The sequence below is a fragment of the Spirosoma daeguense genome (genome assembly GCF_054776875.1).
The window spans coordinates 190,982-211,541 of sequence record NZ_BAAHBF010000006.1; the positions used below are offsets into that span (position 1 = coordinate 190,982).

The following is a 20,560-nucleotide window of genomic DNA, read 5'->3' on the forward strand; positions in this document are numbered from 1 at the left end:
CTTTGTCTCACCTTGCTTTCCCATAAACCGTTATCTTTGTGCCACAAAATCATGGCACAAATCGGTACTGACTGGCAAACAGCAAAAACATTTCTGGAAGCCGGCAACGTAGTAGGTATTCCAACAGAAACAGTTTACGGGCTCGCTGGAAACGCGCTCAACCCCGACGCAGTTCTGTCTATTTTTCGGGTCAAAAATCGACCCTCCTTCGACCCCCTCATTATACATACCGATTCGCTCGAAAAACTCGACCGTTACGTTACGTATATTCCCGAAGCGGCCCGAAAACTGGCTGAAACGTTTTGGCCGGGTCCGCTTACGTTATTACTGCCGAAACAGGATTTGATTCCAGATCTTGTTACGTCTGGTCTTTCGCGCGTGGCGGTTCGGATTCCAAATCACCCGCTTACGCTTTCCCTGCTACGTTCGCTCGATTTTCCGCTAGCGGCTCCAAGTGCGAATCCGTTTGGCTATATCAGTCCTACAACAGCCCAGCACGTAGCCGATCAGTTAGGAAACCAAATACCTTATATTCTGGATGGAGGCCCGGCCGGTATTGGTCTGGAGTCGACCATTGTAGGATTTGAAGATGACAAGGCAACCGTGTTTCGGCTCGGAGGTATGGCACTTGATCAGATTGAACAGGTTATCGGTCCAGTTTCGGTACGTACACATTCTACATCAAACCCGAAAGCACCCGGTATGTTGAGCAGTCACTACGCTCCCCGGAAACCGTTGGTCTTGCTGTCTCCGGGCGAAACTCCACAGCCAAACGTATCGGCTGGCGCATTGGTTTTTCGTCAACCATTCGGCGGAATTAACCCTGACAATCAGCTCGTTCTTTCGCCCACTGGCAATTTAAATGAAGCGGCTAAAAACCTGTTTGCTTACCTGCGTGCGTTAGATACGTTGTCCGTCAACATTATCTACGCCGAACCGTTGCCCAACCAGGGACTCGGTTTCGCTATGAACGACCGACTTCGCCGAGCCAGCGTGCAGGGGAATGATTGATGTACAATGAAAAATGTATAATGAAGCGTCGCGTATTTTGTTAGTACGACAATCAGCCCGCATTATACTTTACCCTGCTCTATTGCGTTAACGGCTTTGTTGGCGAGTTCGATAATCATGGGAAGCAAATAGCCAAATCGAGCATCCTGGCTGTGGCCCTGTTTCCAGCGAGCGTAAATCTGTTGCGCAATTACGGCGTTTTTATAGAGCCCGAACACGTAGTAAAACAGGATAGCCGACACATCGCGTCCGCTACGTTCGGCATAACACTTCACTACCTCCTGACGTTTAAGATTTCCGGGCAACCAGGTGAGGTTAAAATTTCGATACGCCGGACTATCGTCAATTTCAGACCAATAGGCTAACGTAGCACCCAGATCCATCAGCGGGTCGCCAACGGTTGCCATTTCCCAATCCAATACACCAGTAATCAATGGGTTAGGTTCGAAGTTACTGAAATCAGGCGCAAATAATACGTTGTCGAACTTGTAATCGTTATGCAATAATGTCGGTTTTTGGGTGGGAGGATAATTTTGCGGTAGCCACTCCCCTACACGATTCATAGCCGGAATCAAATCGGTTTCGGCATTCTGATATCGTTGTTTCCAGCCCTCCACCTGACGTTGTACATAACCATCGGGTTTACCGAGCTGAGCCAGGCCGGTTTTAGTAATATCTAATGCATGAATTGCTACCAGATTGTCGATTAGTGCTTCCGAGAGTTGGCGCATACGCGCTTCAGGAAGAGCAAGTTTCGACGCCATCGAAGCCCGTAAAATAATTCCCGAAACGCGCGTCATTACGTAGAATGGTGCCCCTACTACGTCCGGTGATTCGCAGTATACAACCGGCTGCGGAATCTGGTCATAATTTCCTTTCAGAAATGACAACACCCGAAATTCGCGACCCATGTCATGACCACCTTTTATATTGGCTCCGAACGGGGGGCGACGTAGTACGTATTCCTGATCGGTGGTTTTCAGGCAATACGTCAGGTTCGAGAATCCGCCGGGAAATTGCGTTACGGCTAGCACTTCACCAACCGCCGGAGCATTTTCATGTAGGTAATTATTGAGGGCCACTAAGTCAAGTTCTTCGCCGGGTCGAACAGTAGTGGTGTTGTTTGAAATGTTCATAAAAGCGCAGACAGCTTATAAAACAAAAACTATTTCTAGCGTTTTGGCACTCTTTCACTCTTTCTCTCTTTCACTCATTATCAATTTTGCCCTTTCTTTTAACTGCCGAAGCTCTTTTGCTTTCTGTTTAATATCCAGTCCGTATTTTTTTAAAATACTGATTGCCAGATTCTGTTTATGAACTTCGTCGGCACCATCCCAGATTCGGGCACCACGCTCGTGCCTGTACATCGCCGACAATACCGTATCGTCGGTAACGCCCAAAGCTCCATGCACCTGAATGGCCCGATCAAGAACACGCAGAAAGGCATTCGCTACGTAAAACTTAATAGCCGAAACCGCTTCGCGGACATTACTCACGCCCACCGTATCGATCATGTGAGCCGTGTTTAATACGTAAAGCCGACTGGCATCTATCTCGGCTCGGCTTTCGGCGATGAAATCCTGAATAAACTGCTTTTCGCCCAGCATTACGTCATCTTCGATTTCGCGCGTGGCGGCTCGTTTACACAGTAAATCCAGTGCTTTTTCGGCATTACCGATCCAGCGCATACAATGGTGTACACGGCCCGGCCCCAGTCTTTCCTGCGCCAGCCGAAATCCCATCCCTTCGCCCCCAATCAGGTTCGAAACGGGCACACGACAATCGGAATACAGCACTTCGGAATGACTGAACCAGCCTTCGCCAGCTTCGCCAAATACAGGAATGTTACGTTCAATCGTAAAGCCGGGCGTATCAGTCGGGACCACAATCATACTGGCGCGCTGGTGAGGTGCCGCATCAGGATTAGTGACGGCCATGACTACAGCAAAAGCGGCTCCATCGGCCGAAGAAGTAAACCATTTACGGCCATTAATAACATACTCACCTCCTTCCCGAACAGCCGTTGTAGCCATACGAGTCGGGTTTGAGCCTGCAAATTCAGGCTCAGTCATCGAAAAACAGGAACGTATTTTCCCTGCCATCAGCGGCTTTAGGTATCGCTCTTTTAGCTCGGCAGAAGCAAATTTGTGTAGCAATTCTGTATTGCCAATGTCGGGCGCCTGACAGCCAAATACGTAGTGGCCGAAAAACGGGGCATAGGCTAACACTTCGCTAATCTGCCCAAATTCACACAAAGTCAAGCCGTGGCCATCCTGTTCTTCAGGCAGGTGTAATCCCCACAAACCTGCGACTTTTACCATATTCCGTTTTTGGTCGAGAATGGGAATGACTGCGGCCAGATTATGATGCGAGAAACCTGCCTCCATCGGAATCAACTCAGAATCAACAAATTCGCGAACTTTCGCCAGAAGTGGCCGTATGCGTTCGGTGGTAAAAATCGTTTCCATGCGAGCAAGTTATTGAATTTCCGATGTAACGTAGCGGAATCACGATGTCAGGTAATTCACATTTTGTCAAGTATCCAGTTGCGAACTTCTACCTTGTAATCCACCAGTATGGATAGCTACCACTATTGAATCGGGCAAAAAATATCCGTTACGGGCCAAATCATAGATTCCATAAAGCATTTTGCCGGTATAAACCTGCTCTAGCTGAATGTTGGTCTTTTGCTCAAATGACCGAATAAAATCCAAAAGTGCCGGTGTCGTTTTGGCATATCCGCCAAAGTGATAATTATAGATAAATTTCAGCTTTCGCGATTCCAATTCGCTCGGGCTTGCTGACGTAGCATCAGAAAGCTGAAGTTTAAACTCCTTATCAGCCACTTTAAGCGCCATAAACCCCATCACTTCTGTCTCTTTTTCAGCCGTTTGCGCCAATCCAGCCACCGTACCGCCCGTTCCGACAGGACAACAGACGTAGCGAGGTTCATCACCCAGTTGCGCCGTAATTTCAGGCATAATTTCGGACGTACCACGTATGGCCAATGCGTTGGTTCCCCCTTCCGGTACTACGTAGCACGAACCAAATTGTGTCATTGATGAAGCCAAAAATTCGGGCGATTCTTTACGCTGGTAATCCACCCGGCTCACAAAATGCAGTTGCATACCGAAATTTTCACAGGCGGCTAACGTAGCATTACGTGGTTGCGTTGCCAGTTCATCGCCCCTAACAATGCCAATAGTCTGGAAACCAAAATGCTGTCCGGCTGCGGCTGTTGCATACAAATGATTGGAAAAAGCCCCACCGAATGTCAGCACCGTAGTAAATCCCTGTTCGCGGGCAGCCAGCAGGTTGTACTTGAGCTTACGCCACTTATTTCCGGAAATGAATGGATGCAGCAAATCATCGCGCTTTAGATACAGGCGAATCGCTGTCCGTTCTGGAAACGGATCTTCAAGGTATTGTAATGGTGATTGACTGGGTAAATTCACTACGTGTTTTTGAGCTGCGAAATACAGATAGAACGTTCACTTTGCTAGTCAATATCTAGTCAGATTGTAAGCGTTACGTCTGAGCCTGTAAATTTGCAAACTTATTGAGATAGCCATTACAATGACAGAAGCCGTCGAAGAATTTTCGGAAGAGGAAGAATTATACGAACACCACCGAATTGTGGTCGATAAAGGTCAGGGGTTGTTACGTGTCGACCGATTTTTGATGGACCGGCTGCAAAATGCTACCCGCACTAAAATTCAGGCCGCCATCGACGTAGAGTCGGTACGTGTTAATGGCAACGTAACAAAAGCCAGTTATAAAGTTAAACCGTTGGATATCATCACGGTTTCGTTGCCTCACCCACCCCGCGATACCGATATTAAACCCGAAAACATTCCGCTCAATATTGTTTTCGAAGATGATGAGTTACTGGTGCTGAATAAGCCAGCGGGCATGGTGGTTCACCCGGCCCATGGCAACTGGGATGGTACGCTGGTCAATGCGCTCGTTTACCATTTTCAAAATCTGCCTACTTCCCGTAACGGCGACATACGGCCGGGGTTGGTACACCGAATCGACAAAGACACATCTGGCCTGATGGTAATTGCCAAAACCGAATACGCCATGACGCATTTGGCCCGGCAATTTTTCGAGCATACCATTGAGCGAACGTATTACGCGCTGGCGTGGGGTGTTCCAGCGTCTGCCGATGGTACAATTACGGGTTATATCGGCCGGTCGGTACGTGACCGTAAAGTGCAGGCTATCTACGACGACGAAACCAAAGGCAAATGGGCCGTTACGCATTACAAAACGCTGGAGGATTTACGCTACGTTGCATTGGTTCAGTGTAATCTGGAAACTGGCCGCACCCATCAGATTCGGGCGCATATGAAACACATTGGCCATCCTCTTTTCAACGATGCCATGTATGGTGGCGACCGGATTTTGCGGGGCAATCCAGTGGGTAGTTACAAAGCGTTTGTTGAGAACGCGTTCAAATTACTTCCCCGACAGGCATTGCATGCAAAATCGTTGGGCTTTATACACCCTAAAACCAAACAATGGCTTCAATTCGACTCCGAGTTGTCCGACGATTTTCAGGCTGCTTTAAATAAATGGCGGAAATTTATTACAGAGTGAGTCAAGTTCGTTAATTCAGTATCTTGCAGCCTATTTTACTGTAACTTGATCAACTTATTCCCGGAATTTCTATATGATTATTATCCGTCCCGGCACTCTTACTGATGTACCCGAAGCTTTTGAATTAGTTATGGAACTGGCCATTTATGAACGGGCCGCCGATCAGGTTTCAAACACGGTCGAGCAAATGGCGCTAGATGGTTTTGGTCCTAATCCGCTGTTCGGTATGATTATGGCCGAAGATTCTGAAAGCAAAAAGATTGTCGGGATGGCGTTGTACTTTTTTCGTTACTCGACCTGGAAAGGGAAACGGCTTTATCTTGAGGACATTATCGTTACCGAAGCCTTTCGGGGTTATGGCGTCGGAAAACTACTGCTGGATGCTACAATCGAAACAGCCCGCGAAACCAATTGTACGGGCATGATGTGGCAGGTTCTCGACTGGAATGAACCCGCCATTGGTTTCTATAAACAATTTGGCACCCGTTTCGACGACGGCTGGACAAACTGCCATTTAGATTTTTAAACTAGTATTAGGAGCGAGGAATAAGGAGTGAGACTATCCCAAGCAACAAAAAATACGTGTTAGCCAGCCTCAATCCCATTTTCCAACACTGCATAATAACCATTCTCACTCCTCACTTCTCACTCCTAATACTACCTATAATTCCCTATATTTGTGCTTCGCGAATAGTGACAAAGCATGACATATAGTCAACAAAAAGCCATCCGAATTGCGGGGTGGGTATTTTTAAGTATTTTCTTAATAGCCTGTGTGGGGGCTGGCATTGCCTACTCAAAACGGGAGAAACTCCTACAGTCCACCCTCGAACGCGCCATTCGGAAGGCCAAGCGCGATTACAATCTCGACGTACATATTGGTTCTGCTAAATTTACGGGACTCACTTCGGTTGCTTTCTCAAACATTTCGGTTGTGCCCGAAAAACGCGACAGCCTGGCCCGTATCCAGCAGGTCGAAGTTTCTGTACGTTTCTGGCCCTTACTGGCCGGAAAAGTCGGCTTGTCAGGTATGACCCTTGAAAATGGTCTGATTCAAGTCGTTAAGCGCGATTCGCTGACCAATATCGACTTTCTGTTACGTAAAAAACGTGACTCTACGTCTGTTTCCAGCGCACCCAGCGAATCTAGGCGACGTACTGATTTGTCGGAAGTAGCTGAAAATCTGATCGAAAATATTCTTTCTAAAATTCCGGACGATCTGAACGTTAATAATCTGGAATTTCGGGCGATGGATAGTAACGATACGTTAAGTCTGTTAACCCAATCAGCCGTTATCGACAACGAAGCGGTTACGTCTACCATCAAAGTAAACGGCAATCAGGCAACCTGGCACGTAGCAGGTACAGCAGATCCTAGTGCCCGCGAATATGATCTGGCTTTATACGCTGATGGGAAACCCATTGAACTTCCTTTTATCCAGAAAAAATACAAACTCAAACTTCAAGTCGATACGTTACGTGCCCAACTCAATGAAGTAGACCGCTCGGGTGGAGAGTTCCGGATGGCCGGCGCTGGTTCGGTACAAAATTTACGTATCAATCATCCGGCTATTGCCCGTACCGATGTGCTGGTGAAACGGGCCGCCATGGATGCAAATCTGTTTGTTGGCGAAAACTACGTAGGTATCGATAGTTCATCGACGTTACATCTGGGTCAGGTTAGTGCCCATCCGTTTCTAAAATATACCATTTCGAAAGATAGCCAGCAGACGCCCGTTAAAACGGTACGTAACGAATCGTCGGAACAGGCACCAACGTCGAACAAAGTGTATGAATTACAGCTACATAGTGAACCGATGGATGCGCAGGCATTATTCAACTCGTTTCCACAAGGGCTGTTCGAATCGCTGGAAGGAATGCAGGTAGCGGGCAAGTTGAAATATGACATGAACTTTCAGCTCGACACGGCTTTACCCGATTCGGTTAAGTTTAATTCAGGAATGACGTCGGAAGGATTTCGGATTCTTCGCATGGGCCGTACTGATTTTGCAGCTATCAATCGTCCATTTACCTATACGCCTTACGAAAAAGAAAAACCCGTTCGTGATATTATTGTTGGCCCCGGAAATCCGGATTATACTCCGTTAAACCAGATTTCGCCCGACCTGCGCAACGCCCTGTTGACCTCGGAAGATTACAATTTTTTTACCCACAAAGGTTTCAACGAAAAAGCCTTCCGCGTATCCATCGCGACTAACTTCAAAGAGAAATCGTTCAAGCGTGGAGCCAGCACTATTTCGATGCAGTTGGTGAAGAACGTATTCCTCAACCGCAACAAAACGCTTTCGCGTAAAGTAGAAGAAATTCTAATTGTATGGCTTATTGAAAATGAGCGAATTATCCCCAAAGAGCGGATGTATGAGGTTTACCTGAACATCATCGAATGGGGACGTAACATTTATGGTATTGGTGAAGCATCACGCTATTATTTCGCCAAAAGTCCGGCTAATCTGGATTTAGGCGAAAGTATCTTTCTAGCCTTTGTAGTTCCTCGACCCAAACGGGCGCTTGATTGGTTTGTGCCCGATGGTACGTTGCAGGTACGTAACGTACGCGGTTATTTCAAACTTATCGGTCGAATCATGGCCCGACGCGGCCTGACCGCTCCTGATTCTGGTGCTTATGGGTTTTATAATGTCCGGCTTCGCGAAGGTTTACGACGTCAGGTAGCCCCTGTTGATTCACTCTTCCAACCGGATATGTTGTTTCCCGATCCTAATGGAGACGACGTTGACGATGATGAAGGCACAGGCATCGGCAATTTTTTTCGTCGTTTGTTCAAAGGGAAAAAAAGCGAAGAAAAACGCGATGATGAACCTGTGGCCGAACCTCAACAAAATAATTCGTTCGCAAATGAAGCTGTGGCAACTGATACTGTTAAAACGCGAAAACAGCTTCGGCAGGAACGACGGGAACAAAAAAGACGGGAGCGTGAGGCAAAGGAATTACAGGAAAAGTCAGGTAATCAGTAACTGATGGGGCTGGCTTTATTATATAACCTATTACAGATCAGATATATATTCGGCTTTACAAATGCGAGCACTAATAAGATTACTATTAATTATTCTTGTTGTGGGTGGTGTAATTCTTTACTTCGTTACACAACGTAACAATACATCTTTTTCACCCAAAACCATCGACCTAAGTGTTGACTGTTCGGAACTGGATAACGTACTGGTTACGTCGACGGTTAACGTAGTAGTTCGCAATTTTTCGTCAAGAACGCATTCCGATATATCCGTAAAACTGGTGGCTTATGATGCTTCTGATAAGGTAATCAAGGAGAAGTTTACTACGTTTTCGCGTACCCTATCTCCAAATAGCACTTTCGATAAACCTGTTACGTTGCCCGCTGAAACCAAACGTTGTGACTGTAAAATCGTTAGTTCGCATCCGCATTAAGCTTTTCATCAATCAGAACAAGTTAAAGAATACTCTCTACTTTCATTCCTCAAACCTTAGCGTCACATGAAAAAAATACTTCTATTACCTGGCCTCTTCCTTACTACGTTGGTCCATGCACAGTCGGTCGATTTAAAGCCCGTTTGGGAAACTGACACTACAGTACGTACTCCTGAAAGCGTTCTATTTGAACCGAAGCAGAAAGTACTGTATGTTGCCTGTATCAACGGTGGTCCAAGTCTGGACAACAAGGGTAGTTACATTGCCAAAGTTGGTCTTGACGGCAAAGTGATTCAGATGAAATTTGCGGATAATCTGAATTCAACCAAGGGAATGGGCATTCTTGGCGATAAGCTATATGTGACCGAGATGACACAGGTTGCCGAAATAGCGCTGGCTACGGGAAAAATTCTGAATCGTTACCCAATTGAAGGTGCTAAATTTCTAAATGATATTGCCGTCGATACTAAAAAAGGTATCATATATATTACTGACTCAAATGATCATAAAGTGTGGTCTATAACCAACGGGAAAGCCAGTCTTGTTCTAAGTGGTGATCCACTTAAAGGCACAAATGGACTCTTGTTTGAAAACAATCAATTGCTGATTGGTAACGGCGATGGCTCACTGTTCAGTATGAATCCAGATACGAAGCAACTCACAACGATTGCTAAAGTTTCGGGCGGTATTGACGGCATTATTGCACTGGGAAATAAGAGTTACATCGTTACAGAATGGCGGGGAAAAGTTTGGCACGTAAGTTCTGACGGAAAGACTGACTTAAAAATTGACACCTCGGCGGAGAAGATCAATTCGGCTGATCTTGGGTATGATCCTCAATCCAAGACATTGTTTATTCCCACTTTTTTCCATAACACAGTCAAAGCTTACTCGGTCAAATAAGTCGGATTTGTCGCCGAAAGAATCGGGCAAAAAAAAGGGGTTAATCTGAAATGTACTCAGATTAACCCCTTTTTTTATATAAGACTATTTTCAATTTCACTCCAGCAAATCCGGGCGTCGTGCCCGTGTCCGGGCCAACGCCTGTTCATGACGCCACTCGTCAATTTTTGCTTCGTGACCGGAAAGCAGAATATCGGGAACACGGTGTCCTTCAAATTCGGCAGGTCGTGTGTATACGGGCGGAGCCAGCAAATTATCCTGAAAAGAATCGGTCAACGCCGAGGTTTCGTCATTCAGTACGCCCGGTAACAACCGAATAATTGCATCCGACACCACACAGGCCGCGAGTTCTCCACCACTCAATACGTAGTCGCCAATGCTGATTTCTTTGGTGATAAACAATTCGCGAACCCGTTCGTCCACACCTTTGTAGTGGCCACAAAGAATAATCAGATTCTGACGTAACGACAACGTATTGGCCGTTTTCTGGTTCAGCCGTTCGCCATCGGGCGTCATATAAATAATCTCATCGTAGCTACGTTCCGCTTGTAAGGAGCGAATACAACGGGCAATGGGTTCAATCTGCATCACCATACCGGCTGCCCCGCCAAACGCATAATCATCTACACGCCGATGCTTATCGAGCGTATAATCGCGCAGGTCATGAACCACAACCGTTACGTAACCTCCCTGCTGCGCCCGTTGCAGAATCGAATGCGCGAAAAAGCTTTCCAGCAGCTTTGGCAGGCAGGTAATAATGTCAATCCTCATCGGTATCGTCAGCTTCGTCGCCGTGGGTTTCGGGAGTTTCCTTACTGGCATCATCCATGTAAATTTCCAGTAAACCATCGGGCAGCACAACGTTCAGCTTCTTATTTGTTCGATCAACTGTATGAACGATTTCGCTGTTAATTGGGATCAATACTTCGTTTCCCTCATACTCCATCGAAATCAAATCCTGAGCATTCATAGCATATACGCCTTTTACAATACCCAGTTCGCCCGCGTTGGAATCAATGATTTGATAACCAACGATTTCATGAAAATAAAATCGGGTTTCGTCTGTTATAGGCTCCAATTCATCGAGCGGCAGAAATGCTCCACAATTGATAAGCCGTTCGGCCTGTTCAATTGTGTCAACATCTTCAAACGCAACAATAGCCCGACTACCTTTCACGATTGCGATGGATTCGATAAAATACGGAATCAGTTCCCCTTTTACTTCCAGCAATACCGATTCGAGGTCGGCATATTCAGTAGGCTCGTCTACATCCAGAAAAAGCACCAGTTCCCCGCTTACGCCGTGGGTTTTGGTTATGTGGCCGAGCTGATAGCAGTCGTCTTTTGTCATACGTAGTGCTTTGTTTATAAAAAGAGCCTGCCCTTTTATGGACAGGCTCTCACTTAACCAATTTTTCGATTCGCTGGTGCGACCAGAAAATTATTCTGCAGCAGGAGTTTCTTCAGCGGCTTCAGCAACCGGTGCCTCTTCAGTTGCTGGAGCTTCTTCAGCAGCAGCCTCTACTACAGGCTCTTCTACTTTGTTTTTCTTAGCAATCGCTTCAGCGCGAGCGTCACTTACTTTTTTCTCAGCATCCAAACGAGCGGCACGAGCCTCTTCTTTGGTTTGGGCTTTGGTATCAGCAGCACCAGCTTTGCGATTTTCTTTGTCAGCTTTCCAGCCTTCAAATTTCTCGTCGGCCTGATCTTGCGAAATAGCGCCTTTGTTCACACCTACCTGTAGGTGCTTTTTGTACATAATACCTTCGTGCGACAGTACGGCCCGAGCGGTATCGGTTGGCTGAGCACCAACCATGAGCCAATGCAATGCACGCTCTGATTTTAATACGACCGTCGACGGGTCAGTGTTGGGATTGTACGAACCGATTTTTTCGATAAACCGGCCATCACGTGGAGCAACTGATTCAGCTACTACGATGTCGTAAATCGCCTTTTTTTTGCGTCCGCGACGCGCTAAACGAATTTTAACAGCCATTTGTGCTTGTTTAGTTTTGATGGGAGACGCATCCCCCTTGTAAAACGTGGCCGCAAAGGTACAAAAAAAATTACTACGTAGTTATCAAAACTACTAATAAATAGTAGCTTTTTAAGAGAGCTTTATGCTTGTCTGTACAAAATACCAGATCTAAACCTACCGAATCGCGCTACGTATCTGCTCATGCTCGACTAATACGTCTATCAGATGCTGCTCGCATAGCGACAACGTAGCATACTGGTTAAATTCACCCGCAAGCTGTGCTACGTTATTCCGATACTCCGACTGATTTAGCACTTCTTCAACACTCTGGCGTATCCGATTGGCTTTCGGTGTTTCGGTGTTCAACCGCACAGCTAAGCCAAAGTAGCTTAAACGAGCCGCGATTTCGTTTTTACCTTCGTGAACACCCGCAACAACCATCGGCAACCCATTTTTAATACTCAGAAGCACACCACCATAACCGCCATTGGTTACGAACACATTGGCATAGGGCATCACCGCATTGAAGTCAATAAAATCTTCGATAACAATATTTGCCTGTGGATATTGCTTCCGAAGCTCGTCGGTTTGTGCGCCCCCCGTTGTGGCAATCACCAGCGTTTTTTCATCATTTTTAAACGCTTCGATGGTCGGAATAATAATTTTCGATGGGTCGCGCTCAACAGTACCTTGCGTTACCAGTACAACGCGCCGATACCTACAGGCCAATTCGGCATGACGGAACGGATTTTTAACCCGTGAACTGTGCGGTAATAAGGGGCCGACAAAATGGACGTTATCACTCAAATCAGAGCGTTTATACTCAAAACCGGGCGTACCACTTTGCAGATAACGGCTCGCTTTTGTAACAGCGATATCGAAAAGAAGTGCTTTCTCAGGCGGCAAGCCAAACGGTGCCGTAATTTCATTATAGACATTGGTACATTCCCGCATCATTCGCCCAACCACACTACGTAGCAAACGTTGCACGTTACGTCCCAGCCATGATTTGGCGGGGGTCATGCCAATTCCATTCGGCGGCAAATCGCGGGAACTTTGCGGGAGCGGCACAATTCCCATTACCACTACAGGTACGCCAAAAACATGTTGTATGACCGATATAGCCGAAAAACCAATATCGCACACAACCAGATCGTATGGAAATACCTGATAAATATGCCGCAGGTCGACCATATAATCGGCAATGGGTCTCACAAATACATTGTTTATATCGAACCGAATGCGAGCCAGCGAGCTTTTCAACTGCGTCCGTTCAGGAAATACGTCATCCAGATTTTCCTGATTAATAACCTGAGCTTTGCGAAATGGATACGCGGGTATTCCCAGCCGTTCGGCCCGGTCGGCATACGTACCGCCCGTATACCAGCGCACATCATGGCCCTTCTGCTTCAAATGAACCGCCAGCCCTGTCAGCGGATTAAAATGCCCGTCCATAGGCATGGTTGCAAAAAGTATTTTTCGGGATGTCATCACCAGTTGTTGCTTAGTTGTTCGAGAAAGGTTTTAGCAAAAGTGGCGTTTACCTGACTTGTTTATCAATGGTGATTCATCCGAAGCGGTATTTGTGTATGCTGAAATGGATGAAGGCAGGAGTCAACTGGCAGTATCATTCCACTTTGATAAACAGGCAGTGTTCAGATTTTCAACTTACATTATGATTCTTTAAGATTCCCTCATAATTCCTTCTAAAATCCGTGTTCTATACACTGGTTTAGCAAAATCAGCTCGTATCAAACAGCTTGACTACACTTGATTAACCATTTGCCACACTTCGGCGGTTACTTCTTCCGATTCGTCCGTAAGTCTGTTTCCAAACAATGTTTCAAAGGCCAATTTTGAATCGGCAATACGGTAATACGTAGCCCAAACCATCCTCTTTTTTTTACCAGAAACAACACATACAATGAACACATCTTCTTTTACATCCCGCCTGCTTAGCCTTTGCGTGCTTGGCCTTCTGTTATCGATGTCATCCTGCAAGAAGGAAAACGACCCGGTTAACCCCATCACTGGTAATTTACCAGCTTTTGCCGATAAAAACCTACGTATCACCGCTGTTACGTCCGACCCGCTTATTGACATCGACGGCGATGGTAAAGTCGACAAAGATTTGTTACCCTTCCTACGCCCCTGCGACATGGACAATACGATTCGCTTTGAGAAAAACGGCCGTCTGTCAGGAAATAGTGGTTCTCTCGATTGCAACGACGGTTCAGAAACATCTACTGACGCCAATCCGGGTACGTGGACGTATGACAGTAAAACTCACATTCTTCGTCTGATTACTATTGTCGACTCAAAGCAGAACGTATCGGAATGGGAAATTCTGGAAGAATCGGCAAGTGGCCTGAAAGCAAAAGTTGGTGCTGACGGCAGTGGCGAAGCATTCCGGCTCATTATGACATGGAAAGCCCAATAAACTCAATTTCAAACGATTAACTACTAGTAAAAAGCAAATTCGACGGATCAAAAACCTCGTCGGGTTTGCTTTTTTAGTGTTCCTCCCCTTCTCTCAGGCTACACAGTACGTAGAAGCTGCTTACTTTTATGGAGCGAAAATTGCCGCACTACTAACCGACTTACCAATAATCACAGAAACGGCAACGTTCTTTCGAATATGCCCACAACAGCCCAACCCGCCAATACGGCTACCAAACTTGATCCAAAGCCGCGTTTCGATGATATTTTCATGGAACTCGCGATTAACCTGGCTCGCCGATCGCACTGCATTAAAGCCCAGGTAGGAGCCGTATTAACGCGCGATACCCGAATTATTTCTATAGGATACAATGGCCCTCCTGCCGGTACGCACAATTGCGACGAAGAATTTCCGGAAGTAGGCTGCCCCCGCGACTCGAAGGGGTCATGTTCACTGGCACTCCATGCCGAACAGAACGCCATTTTATATGCCGCCAAAAACGGCTCAGAAATTGAAGGAGCTACAATTTACGTAACGCTTTCGCCGTGCATCGCCTGTGCCCGTATTATTTATAGTATGAAAATTGAACGGGTTGTTTACCTGAACTCATACGCCGAATATAAAGGTATTGGTACGGACGAAGGAGTAGATTTTTTACAGCGATTTGGCGTTACAGTCGAACGCTACGTACGATTACAAAATTCATGAACATTCTGGCACACAGCTATTTGTCTGGACGAGACAAGGGCCTGATTATCGGCAATTTTATTGGCGATTTCATTAAGGGCGACCCCGTGCATCCTCGTCATCAACTCAGCCCCAGCGAAATAAGAGGCATACGGCTGCACCGTGCCATTGATTCATTTACCGATAGCCACCCCGCCGTCGACGTAGTACGGGACTTGCTCCATCCTCGTTGCCATAAGTATGCGGGTGCTGCTGTCGATGTATTTTTCGATCATTTTCTGGCCACCAATTTCGAGACGTTTAGCGGCCAAAAACTTTCGTCCTTCATCAAGGAGTTTTATCAGACAATAGAGACACACCAGACTCGTTTGCCTACAGCCGCTGCCCGAATGGCCGAGTACATGATACGTCAGGATTGGCTCAGCAGTTATCAGTTTACCGAAGGCATCGACCGTTCGCTTAAAGGCATTTCCAGACGCACGGCTTACCCATCGGGTCTTGACACGGCGATAGAGGATTTTACTACGTATTACGATCTGATTGGCAAACAGTTTTCCACTTTCTGGCCCGAATTAGTAGCCCACACTCAGCCATTCCGTTCGGAATTATGGTAAAATTTCGCCCGGTAACGTAGCAACATGACACTGAACCACATTCGTAGCTCATTTACGATAAACTGAGTTGGTTTATTTAAATTCAGATGAAACGTAGCATTTATATAGCTATGCTACGTCTGATAAATTTACCCAATATTCTATAGAGTAGTACTAATTTAACTTCACCGGGCTTCAAAAAAACCGTAAGCGGTGTATACCTTTGGGCATCGAAAAGCAAACATTAACCATTTATTTCTTCAATTCTGTATTATGAAGAGTTCAACACTCTCAACACTTGCCGTAGCTAGTTTATTGACATTCAGCACTCTTTCGATTGCACAGGCTCAGCTCAAAATACCGGCCGCCAGTCCAGCTCAAACCACCAAACAAAGTTTCGCGTTAGGCGAAATAACGCTTGAGTATTCTAGACCGGCGATAAAAGAACGTACCGTTTTCGGTGATTTGGTACCATATGATAAAGTATGGCGCACTGGTGCGAACGCTACGTCTAAAATTACTTTTTCATCGGATGTTAAGCTGGAAGGTAAAGAGGTGAAAGCAGGTACCTATGGCTTGTTCACCATTCCAGGCAAGAACAGTTGGGAGGTGATGTTATCTAAAGATCTCGCGCTGGGTGCAAACGTTGGCGATTATAAGAAAGAGAACGAAGTAGTACGTGTTCAGGTGAAACCGACTACACTAGCCAATAAAATTGAGAATTTCACAATCAATATCGCTGATATCAAACCTAATTCGGCTGTGCTCGAAATTATGTGGGACAAAACCCGCGTTCCGGTTGCCATTACAGCCGATATTGATCAGACAATTCTGAAAAATATCGAGGCTTCGCTAGCCTCAGACAAACCCGCTTATTTTGAGGCAGCCAGCTATTACTATGAAACGAACCGTGATTTAAAACAGGCTCTCGGCTGGGTGACCAAAGCAACTGAGCAAAATCCGAAAGCTTTCTGGATCATGTTACTCAAAGCCCGGATTGAACTGAAATTAAAAGAAAAAGCCAGTGCGATAGCCAGCGCCGAAAAAACGGTTGAATTGGCAACTGCCGCCAAAAACGCCGATTATGTAAAAATGGCTAACGACCTGATCGCTTCAGCGAAAAAATAACAAGGGATTGATTTGTATTCTCCAAACGGCTGGTTCGATCAGGATCAGCCGTTTTTTATTCGGCACACTACGCTCACCTGTTTGGCAAAAGCAAGTGACTTGTTATACTATTCTAAAATGGTATTAATTGTTCGTATTATTAAATTGTATACTCAACCACCCATTTCGGGTTTAGGTTACTCGGTTTAGAAAGACATGGAGATTTGTAGGAGGCAATTCTTTGGCATTTCTGGCCGATGTAATCCAAGTTTATGAACAAGGAATTTCTGCCATTTTTTTGCCATTAACACTCCGCCTAAAAACAAAAACGCCCAAATCAGACTGATTTGAGCATTATTTTCAGTGACCACGGGGAGACTCGAACTCCCATGCCGTGAAGCACCACCCCCTCAAGATGGCGTGTCTACCAGTTTCACCACGTGGCCATTTCTGAATCGCGGTGCAAATATAACTGGTTCATTTTTGATTCCCAAACAAGGCTCAACTCTTTTCATTTTTTTTGTCAATTTCATTCAAAATCTGGCCGAATTTCCGTATTTTAGCTTTTTAAAATAACACAAAAATGGCACTCGAAATCGTCGGGAAACTTATAAAAGTATTACCGGAAGTTACAGGTCAAGGGAAAAACGGCCCTTGGAATAAACAGGAATTTGTTCTTGAAACCCTTGATAGTCAATACCCCAAAAAAGTTTGTATGTCTATCTGGGGTGAAAAGACCGGTGATTTGAAGCAATTTGCTGATGGTGATATGCTAAAAGCAACCTTTAGCGCTGAATCAAGAGAATATAACGACCGCTGGTATACCGAATTACGTGCTTTTCGTCTCGAGTTAGCCGAAGGTGGTAACGATAGTAGCCCTATTTCTTCTCCACGCCCAGCAGCTCAGCCGCAGACACGGCCAGCTCAACCAGCACATCCAGCCAACGCAGCATTCAATGCTGCTTTTGATGAAGAAAGCAACGATTTACCGTTTTAATTTTATTACAACTCAGCAGAAGCAAAACAACATTTTCTCCTGCTGAGTTGTGATCCTTTATATCTCCTTCTGGCAACCTATATGGCCTCTTTTTCTCCTGTAAAAGCCATTTGCCTGAAAATTAGCCTGTTACTTAGTTTTCTGGCTACGGCTACGTTTTCGCAGGTTAGCCCAACACAGACAATCCATAAAGCGGATTCACTATTTCGAACTGGTGATCAGACCCAGGCTGTTCAGTTGTATAAAAAAGCATTAGCCGAAGGCCATGCCCTGACCGATCCGATGCTTTTGAAACTCGCCAATGCCTATGAACGTCAGAACGACGTACCGCGTTTGCTGTATTACCTCGGTGTTTATTTTGATCGCCATCCCGACGATACCGTGCTACGTCGGTTGAGCGATATCGCTAAAGCCAATAATTTAAGTGGATATGAGACAGATGACCTTAACTATTTTTATCTGTTTTACCGAAAATATGGTATATACCTTCTGCTTTTTCTTCTGATTCCGGCAGTTTATGTGTTCAGCGTATTGATGGTTAAGTTAATTCGTAAACAGCCCATTTCCGGTCGACAAAAAGGAGCTGTATTTACGTACCTACTTTTGTTGCTCGTTTTTACGAATCTTCCACAAGGAGTGCAATCAGGGATTACCAGTCACGACCAGGTTTTACTACGTACAGACCCATCTGCAGCGGCTCCAGTAGTTGAAATCATCGGTAAAGGTCACAAAATCAATATAATCGGACGTAAAGACATCTATCTTCGCGTACTCTGGCATAATGAGCTATATTTCATCCGTCAGGATAATGTTTGGCTAATTTAATCTCTACGTCCGTCCTGTTTGTTATTTCTGCTTTAACGGCGAATCTTTCTCCTTAGCTAACGTATTGTAAACCAGCTTATCAGCAATAGACGGCAACCACTTGTTGATAAAAACCGTCAGTTTCCCCTGCGACGTCAGAATAAGTTCACGCTTGCGCTTTTTAACAGCTTTCAGAATGTGATCTGCACACTCTTCGGCACTCATCATCGACGATTCATCCCGCATGGTTTCTCCTTTCGTCTGTCCTTGTGCATCTAGTGCCGAAAAACGAATATTTGAAGCCGTAAATCCGGGACAAGCCGTTAATACGTGTACTCCCGTATGCAACAATTCGGTACGTACAGCCTCCAGAAAACCATTTAAAGCAAATTTAGACGCTGAGTATCCGCTACGTACCGGCAGGCCGCGATAGCCTGCAATGGACGATATGCCGACAATAGAACCTTTCGACTTTAATAGATAAGGCAATGCATAACGGGTGGCATAGACGGAACCCATAAAATTGATATCCATCACCTTCTGAATAACAGCCGGATCTGTATCGATCAACATCGATCGCATCGATATTCCCGCATTATTAATCAGTATATCTAACCGACCGTAATGCGCAATTGTCTGATTGATTAGTTGCTTTACGTCATGTTCTATGCTAACATCAGCGATCACGGCCAGCACGTCAATGTGCGCTTGTTGAAGTTCATCGCGCACAATATAGAGTGCATCTGCTTTACGACCGCAAATTACGATCCGGGCACCTTCGCGACCAAAAGCGAACGCCAACGCCCGACCAATACCCGACGACGCACCGGTAATTACTACAATTTTATCTTTCATTAATGGCAAAGGTAGCCGAATTCAACGAGAGTAAATATCCTTTCTGCGCTTCAGTCAATCTACTTAGTCAGAAGAACAAACGTATCAGACAATTGTGTCGGAATGCGGAATAACGTTAAGAAACGAATGTGTCATTTTCCGATATCTGGCTATGTCGACTTTATAATAATAAGCTCCTTTTTTTGAATAGCCTTTCTGTTTCTCATTAAGCTTGATTAAAAGCTTGGTTGAAAGAATTTTTCGGCTAAAATTTCGCTTGTCGAAGTCAGTATGATAAATGGCATCATACAACTTCTTCAACTGCGGAATCGTAAATTTATCGGGAAGTAACTCAAAACCAATTGGATGCTGCGATGCTTTGTAGCGCAACCGATTGATAGCCAGGGTTACCATCTCTCCATGATCAAATAACAGCGTGGGCATATTATATATCGAAAACCAGCGCGCCTGAAAGGTTTCTGTAATTTTTGATGCGTAATCGGCAACACGTACCAACGAAAAGTAAGCAACCGAAATAGTGCGTACAACAGGGTCGCGGTTAGGCTCACCGAAGGCATGAAGCTGTTCCAGATATACTTTTTTTAGGCCAGTAAGTTCATATAGAATACGGGCAGCCGCTTGTTCCAGCCCTTCGTCTGGTTGGAGCCAGCCCCCTACCAACGACCATGTTCCCTGCCCTATTCCTCGTTCAACAAGAAGAACATTTAATCCTTCGCCGTCGAACCCGAAGATTATCGAGTCCAATGCCAATAAGTATGGTTGCTGCTGTTTGTATTGCGCTAACATATTGGATATAGTTCCGGCATTACACTTTTACCAAAACAGTAACATTTTTCATACCAATCTATCAATATTACTAGAAGCATTACATTCTGTAACTCATTGTCCTTACCTCTTCCTTGAAAAAAACGCTGTAGTACTTCTTCCAGAACACCTAAAAACAAATCAGACCGCCTTAAACTAAAGCGGCCTGACAGAAAATCCACTAATATTTTTGTCACAAAAATAACTTCTGATATTCAAGATTAAAAATTTGCTTTACTAGCGGCATAAAACATCAAGGTACCCAAGTAATGAATCCTTATTGGTTACAGTATGATTTTCCGAAACTCCTGTAAATCCACGTCAATCAAAACAATAGTCAAACTAATAGTAAACTGC

General features: G+C 45.4%; 21 protein-coding genes and 1 tRNA gene. 12 read left to right on the plus strand and 10 right to left on the minus strand.

Going from position 1 to position 20,560, the window contains the following annotated elements:
- Positions 1-51 precede the first annotated feature (51 nt).
- Complete coding sequence (locus ACYVD4_RS20130) at positions 52-1,011, plus strand: L-threonylcarbamoyladenylate synthase (RefSeq protein ID WP_460948774.1); 960 nt, start codon at positions 52-54, stop codon at positions 1,009-1,011.
- A 62-nt stretch (positions 1,012-1,073) separates the two neighbouring features.
- On the opposite strand, the gene ACYVD4_RS20135 is transcribed toward ACYVD4_RS20130, so the two are convergent.
- The 3 genes from ACYVD4_RS20135 to ACYVD4_RS20145 all read right to left on the minus strand — a co-directional run bounded on the left by ACYVD4_RS20135 (position 1,074) and on the right by ACYVD4_RS20145 (position 4,466).
- The gene (locus tag ACYVD4_RS20135; protein WP_460948776.1) at positions 1,074-2,147 is read right to left on the minus strand and encodes a phosphotransferase family protein; all 1,074 of its coding nucleotides are present in this window, start codon (positions 2,145-2,147) and stop codon (positions 1,074-1,076) included.
- A gap of 54 nt (positions 2,148-2,201) precedes the next feature.
- On the minus strand, positions 2,202-3,479 hold the full coding sequence (locus ACYVD4_RS20140) for an acyl-CoA dehydrogenase family protein (RefSeq protein ID WP_460948778.1): 1,278 nt from the start codon (positions 3,477-3,479) through the stop codon (positions 2,202-2,204).
- A gap of 66 nt (positions 3,480-3,545) precedes the next feature.
- The gene (locus tag ACYVD4_RS20145) at positions 3,546-4,466 is read right to left on the minus strand and encodes a 1-aminocyclopropane-1-carboxylate deaminase/D-cysteine desulfhydrase (RefSeq protein WP_460948780.1); all 921 of its coding nucleotides are present in this window, start codon (positions 4,464-4,466) and stop codon (positions 3,546-3,548) included.
- 121 nt (positions 4,467-4,587) lie between these two features.
- Between ACYVD4_RS20145 and ACYVD4_RS20150 the strand changes: the two genes are divergently transcribed.
- From ACYVD4_RS20150 to ACYVD4_RS20170, 5 genes are all read left to right on the plus strand, one after another.
- Complete coding sequence (locus ACYVD4_RS20150; RefSeq protein WP_460948782.1) at positions 4,588-5,613, plus strand: RluA family pseudouridine synthase; 1,026 nt, start codon at positions 4,588-4,590, stop codon at positions 5,611-5,613.
- Positions 5,614-5,686: 73 nt separating this feature from the next.
- A complete protein-coding gene (locus ACYVD4_RS20155) occupies positions 5,687-6,139 on the plus strand; it encodes a GNAT family N-acetyltransferase (protein WP_460948784.1) in 453 nt (150 codons plus the stop codon).
- A gap of 177 nt (positions 6,140-6,316) precedes the next feature.
- Positions 6,317-8,605, plus strand: coding sequence for a transglycosylase domain-containing protein (locus ACYVD4_RS20160; RefSeq protein WP_460948786.1), 2,289 nt, complete (start codon positions 6,317-6,319; stop codon positions 8,603-8,605).
- A gap of 61 nt (positions 8,606-8,666) precedes the next feature.
- Entirely contained in the window at positions 8,667-9,035 is a 369-nt protein-coding gene (locus ACYVD4_RS20165) for a hypothetical protein (RefSeq protein WP_460948788.1), read from the plus strand.
- A 66-nt stretch (positions 9,036-9,101) separates the two neighbouring features.
- Positions 9,102-9,938: an SMP-30/gluconolactonase/LRE family protein gene (locus ACYVD4_RS20170; protein WP_460948790.1), complete on the plus strand. Its 837-nt coding sequence runs from the start codon at positions 9,102-9,104 to the stop codon at positions 9,936-9,938.
- Positions 9,939-10,034: 96 nt separating this feature from the next.
- On the opposite strand, the gene trmD is transcribed toward ACYVD4_RS20170, so the two are convergent.
- The 4 genes from trmD to ACYVD4_RS20190 all read right to left on the minus strand — a co-directional run bounded on the left by trmD (position 10,035) and on the right by ACYVD4_RS20190 (position 13,407).
- Positions 10,035-10,709 (minus strand): tRNA (guanosine(37)-N1)-methyltransferase TrmD, encoded by a 675-nt coding sequence (gene trmD / locus ACYVD4_RS20175; RefSeq protein WP_460948792.1) that lies wholly within the window; start codon positions 10,707-10,709, stop codon positions 10,035-10,037.
- A complete protein-coding gene (gene rimM, locus ACYVD4_RS20180; RefSeq protein WP_460948794.1) occupies positions 10,699-11,289 on the minus strand; it encodes a ribosome maturation factor RimM in 591 nt (196 codons plus the stop codon). Before rimM ends, trmD begins: the two co-directional genes overlap by 11 nt.
- A gap of 90 nt (positions 11,290-11,379) precedes the next feature.
- Positions 11,380-11,934, minus strand: coding sequence for a 30S ribosomal protein S16 (locus ACYVD4_RS20185; RefSeq protein WP_460948796.1), 555 nt, complete (start codon positions 11,932-11,934; stop codon positions 11,380-11,382).
- 156 nt (positions 11,935-12,090) lie between these two features.
- Positions 12,091-13,407, minus strand: coding sequence for a glycosyltransferase (locus ACYVD4_RS20190; protein ID WP_460948798.1), 1,317 nt, complete (start codon positions 13,405-13,407; stop codon positions 12,091-12,093).
- Between the two features lie 433 nt (positions 13,408-13,840).
- On the opposite strand from ACYVD4_RS20190, the gene ACYVD4_RS20195 reads away from it, so the two are divergent.
- The 4 genes from ACYVD4_RS20195 (at position 13,841) to ACYVD4_RS20210 (ending at position 16,764) form a co-directional block, all read left to right on the plus strand.
- Complete coding sequence (locus ACYVD4_RS20195) at positions 13,841-14,356, plus strand: hypothetical protein (protein WP_460948800.1); 516 nt, start codon at positions 13,841-13,843, stop codon at positions 14,354-14,356.
- A gap of 198 nt (positions 14,357-14,554) precedes the next feature.
- Positions 14,555-15,064 carry a deoxycytidylate deaminase gene (locus ACYVD4_RS20200; protein WP_460948802.1) on the plus strand — a complete coding sequence of 170 codons (510 nt, stop codon included), beginning with the start codon at positions 14,555-14,557 and terminating at the stop codon, positions 15,062-15,064.
- Positions 15,061-15,657 carry an acyl carrier protein phosphodiesterase gene (locus tag ACYVD4_RS20205; RefSeq protein WP_460948804.1) on the plus strand — a complete coding sequence of 199 codons (597 nt, stop codon included), beginning with the start codon at positions 15,061-15,063 and terminating at the stop codon, positions 15,655-15,657. Before ACYVD4_RS20200 ends, ACYVD4_RS20205 begins: the two co-directional genes overlap by 4 nt.
- 252 nt (positions 15,658-15,909) lie before the next feature.
- On the plus strand, positions 15,910-16,764 hold the full coding sequence (locus ACYVD4_RS20210) for a DUF2911 domain-containing protein (protein WP_460948806.1): 855 nt from the start codon (positions 15,910-15,912) through the stop codon (positions 16,762-16,764).
- Between the two features lie 343 nt (positions 16,765-17,107).
- Here the strand turns inward: ACYVD4_RS20210 and ACYVD4_RS20215 are convergent.
- Positions 17,108-17,189, minus strand: a tRNA-Leu gene (locus ACYVD4_RS20215).
- A gap of 137 nt (positions 17,190-17,326) precedes the next feature.
- Here ACYVD4_RS20215 and ACYVD4_RS20220 point away from each other — a divergent pair.
- Both ACYVD4_RS20220 and ACYVD4_RS20225 read left to right on the plus strand, forming a co-directional pair.
- Positions 17,327-17,740: a DUF3127 domain-containing protein gene (locus tag ACYVD4_RS20220; protein ID WP_460948808.1), complete on the plus strand. Its 414-nt coding sequence runs from the start codon at positions 17,327-17,329 to the stop codon at positions 17,738-17,740.
- Between the two features lie 81 nt (positions 17,741-17,821).
- Entirely contained in the window at positions 17,822-18,565 is a 744-nt protein-coding gene (locus ACYVD4_RS20225) for a tetratricopeptide repeat protein (RefSeq protein ID WP_460948810.1), read from the plus strand.
- A gap of 21 nt (positions 18,566-18,586) precedes the next feature.
- On the opposite strand, the gene ACYVD4_RS20230 is transcribed toward ACYVD4_RS20225, so the two are convergent.
- Positions 18,587-19,399, minus strand: coding sequence for an SDR family oxidoreductase (locus ACYVD4_RS20230; RefSeq protein WP_460948812.1), 813 nt, complete (start codon positions 19,397-19,399; stop codon positions 18,587-18,589).
- An 84-nt stretch (positions 19,400-19,483) separates the two neighbouring features.
- Entirely contained in the window at positions 19,484-20,185 is a 702-nt protein-coding gene (locus ACYVD4_RS20235) for an NUDIX hydrolase (protein WP_460948814.1), read from the minus strand.
- Positions 20,186-20,560: the final 375 nt, after the last annotated feature.

Excerpts from the sequence above, each read along its gene's own strand:
- ACYVD4_RS20130 (WP_460948774.1), top strand. The coding sequence starts at position 52 with ATGGCACAAATCGGTACTGACTGGCAAACAGCAAAAACATTTCTGGAA.
- ACYVD4_RS20135 (WP_460948776.1), bottom strand. The coding sequence starts at position 2,147 with ATGAACATTTCAAACAACACCACTACTGTTCGACCCGGCGAAGAACTT.
- ACYVD4_RS20140 (WP_460948778.1), bottom strand. The coding sequence starts at position 3,479 with ATGGAAACGATTTTTACCACCGAACGCATACGGCCACTTCTGGCGAAA.
- ACYVD4_RS20150 (WP_460948782.1), top strand. The coding sequence starts at position 4,588 with ATGACAGAAGCCGTCGAAGAATTTTCGGAAGAGGAAGAATTATACGAA.
- ACYVD4_RS20155 (WP_460948784.1), top strand. The coding sequence starts at position 5,687 with ATGATTATTATCCGTCCCGGCACTCTTACTGATGTACCCGAAGCTTTT.
- ACYVD4_RS20160 (WP_460948786.1), top strand. The coding sequence starts at position 6,317 with ATGACATATAGTCAACAAAAAGCCATCCGAATTGCGGGGTGGGTATTT.
- ACYVD4_RS20165 (WP_460948788.1), top strand. The coding sequence starts at position 8,667 with ATGCGAGCACTAATAAGATTACTATTAATTATTCTTGTTGTGGGTGGT.
- ACYVD4_RS20170 (WP_460948790.1), top strand. The coding sequence starts at position 9,102 with ATGAAAAAAATACTTCTATTACCTGGCCTCTTCCTTACTACGTTGGTC.
- trmD (WP_460948792.1), bottom strand. The coding sequence starts at position 10,709 with ATGAGGATTGACATTATTACCTGCCTGCCAAAGCTGCTGGAAAGCTTT.
- rimM (WP_460948794.1), bottom strand. The coding sequence starts at position 11,289 with ATGACAAAAGACGACTGCTATCAGCTCGGCCACATAACCAAAACCCAC.
- ACYVD4_RS20185 (WP_460948796.1), bottom strand. The coding sequence starts at position 11,934 with ATGGCTGTTAAAATTCGTTTAGCGCGTCGCGGACGCAAAAAAAAGGCG.
- ACYVD4_RS20190 (WP_460948798.1), bottom strand. The coding sequence starts at position 13,407 with ATGACATCCCGAAAAATACTTTTTGCAACCATGCCTATGGACGGGCAT.
- ACYVD4_RS20195 (WP_460948800.1), top strand. The coding sequence starts at position 13,841 with ATGAACACATCTTCTTTTACATCCCGCCTGCTTAGCCTTTGCGTGCTT.
- ACYVD4_RS20200 (WP_460948802.1), top strand. The coding sequence starts at position 14,555 with ATGCCCACAACAGCCCAACCCGCCAATACGGCTACCAAACTTGATCCA.
- ACYVD4_RS20205 (WP_460948804.1), top strand. The coding sequence starts at position 15,061 with ATGAACATTCTGGCACACAGCTATTTGTCTGGACGAGACAAGGGCCTG.
- ACYVD4_RS20210 (WP_460948806.1), top strand. The coding sequence starts at position 15,910 with ATGAAGAGTTCAACACTCTCAACACTTGCCGTAGCTAGTTTATTGACA.
- ACYVD4_RS20220 (WP_460948808.1), top strand. The coding sequence starts at position 17,327 with ATGGCACTCGAAATCGTCGGGAAACTTATAAAAGTATTACCGGAAGTT.
- ACYVD4_RS20225 (WP_460948810.1), top strand. The coding sequence starts at position 17,822 with ATGGCCTCTTTTTCTCCTGTAAAAGCCATTTGCCTGAAAATTAGCCTG.
- ACYVD4_RS20230 (WP_460948812.1), bottom strand. The coding sequence starts at position 19,399 with ATGAAAGATAAAATTGTAGTAATTACCGGTGCGTCGTCGGGTATTGGT.
- ACYVD4_RS20235 (WP_460948814.1), bottom strand. The coding sequence starts at position 20,185 with ATGTTAGCGCAATACAAACAGCAGCAACCATACTTATTGGCATTGGAC.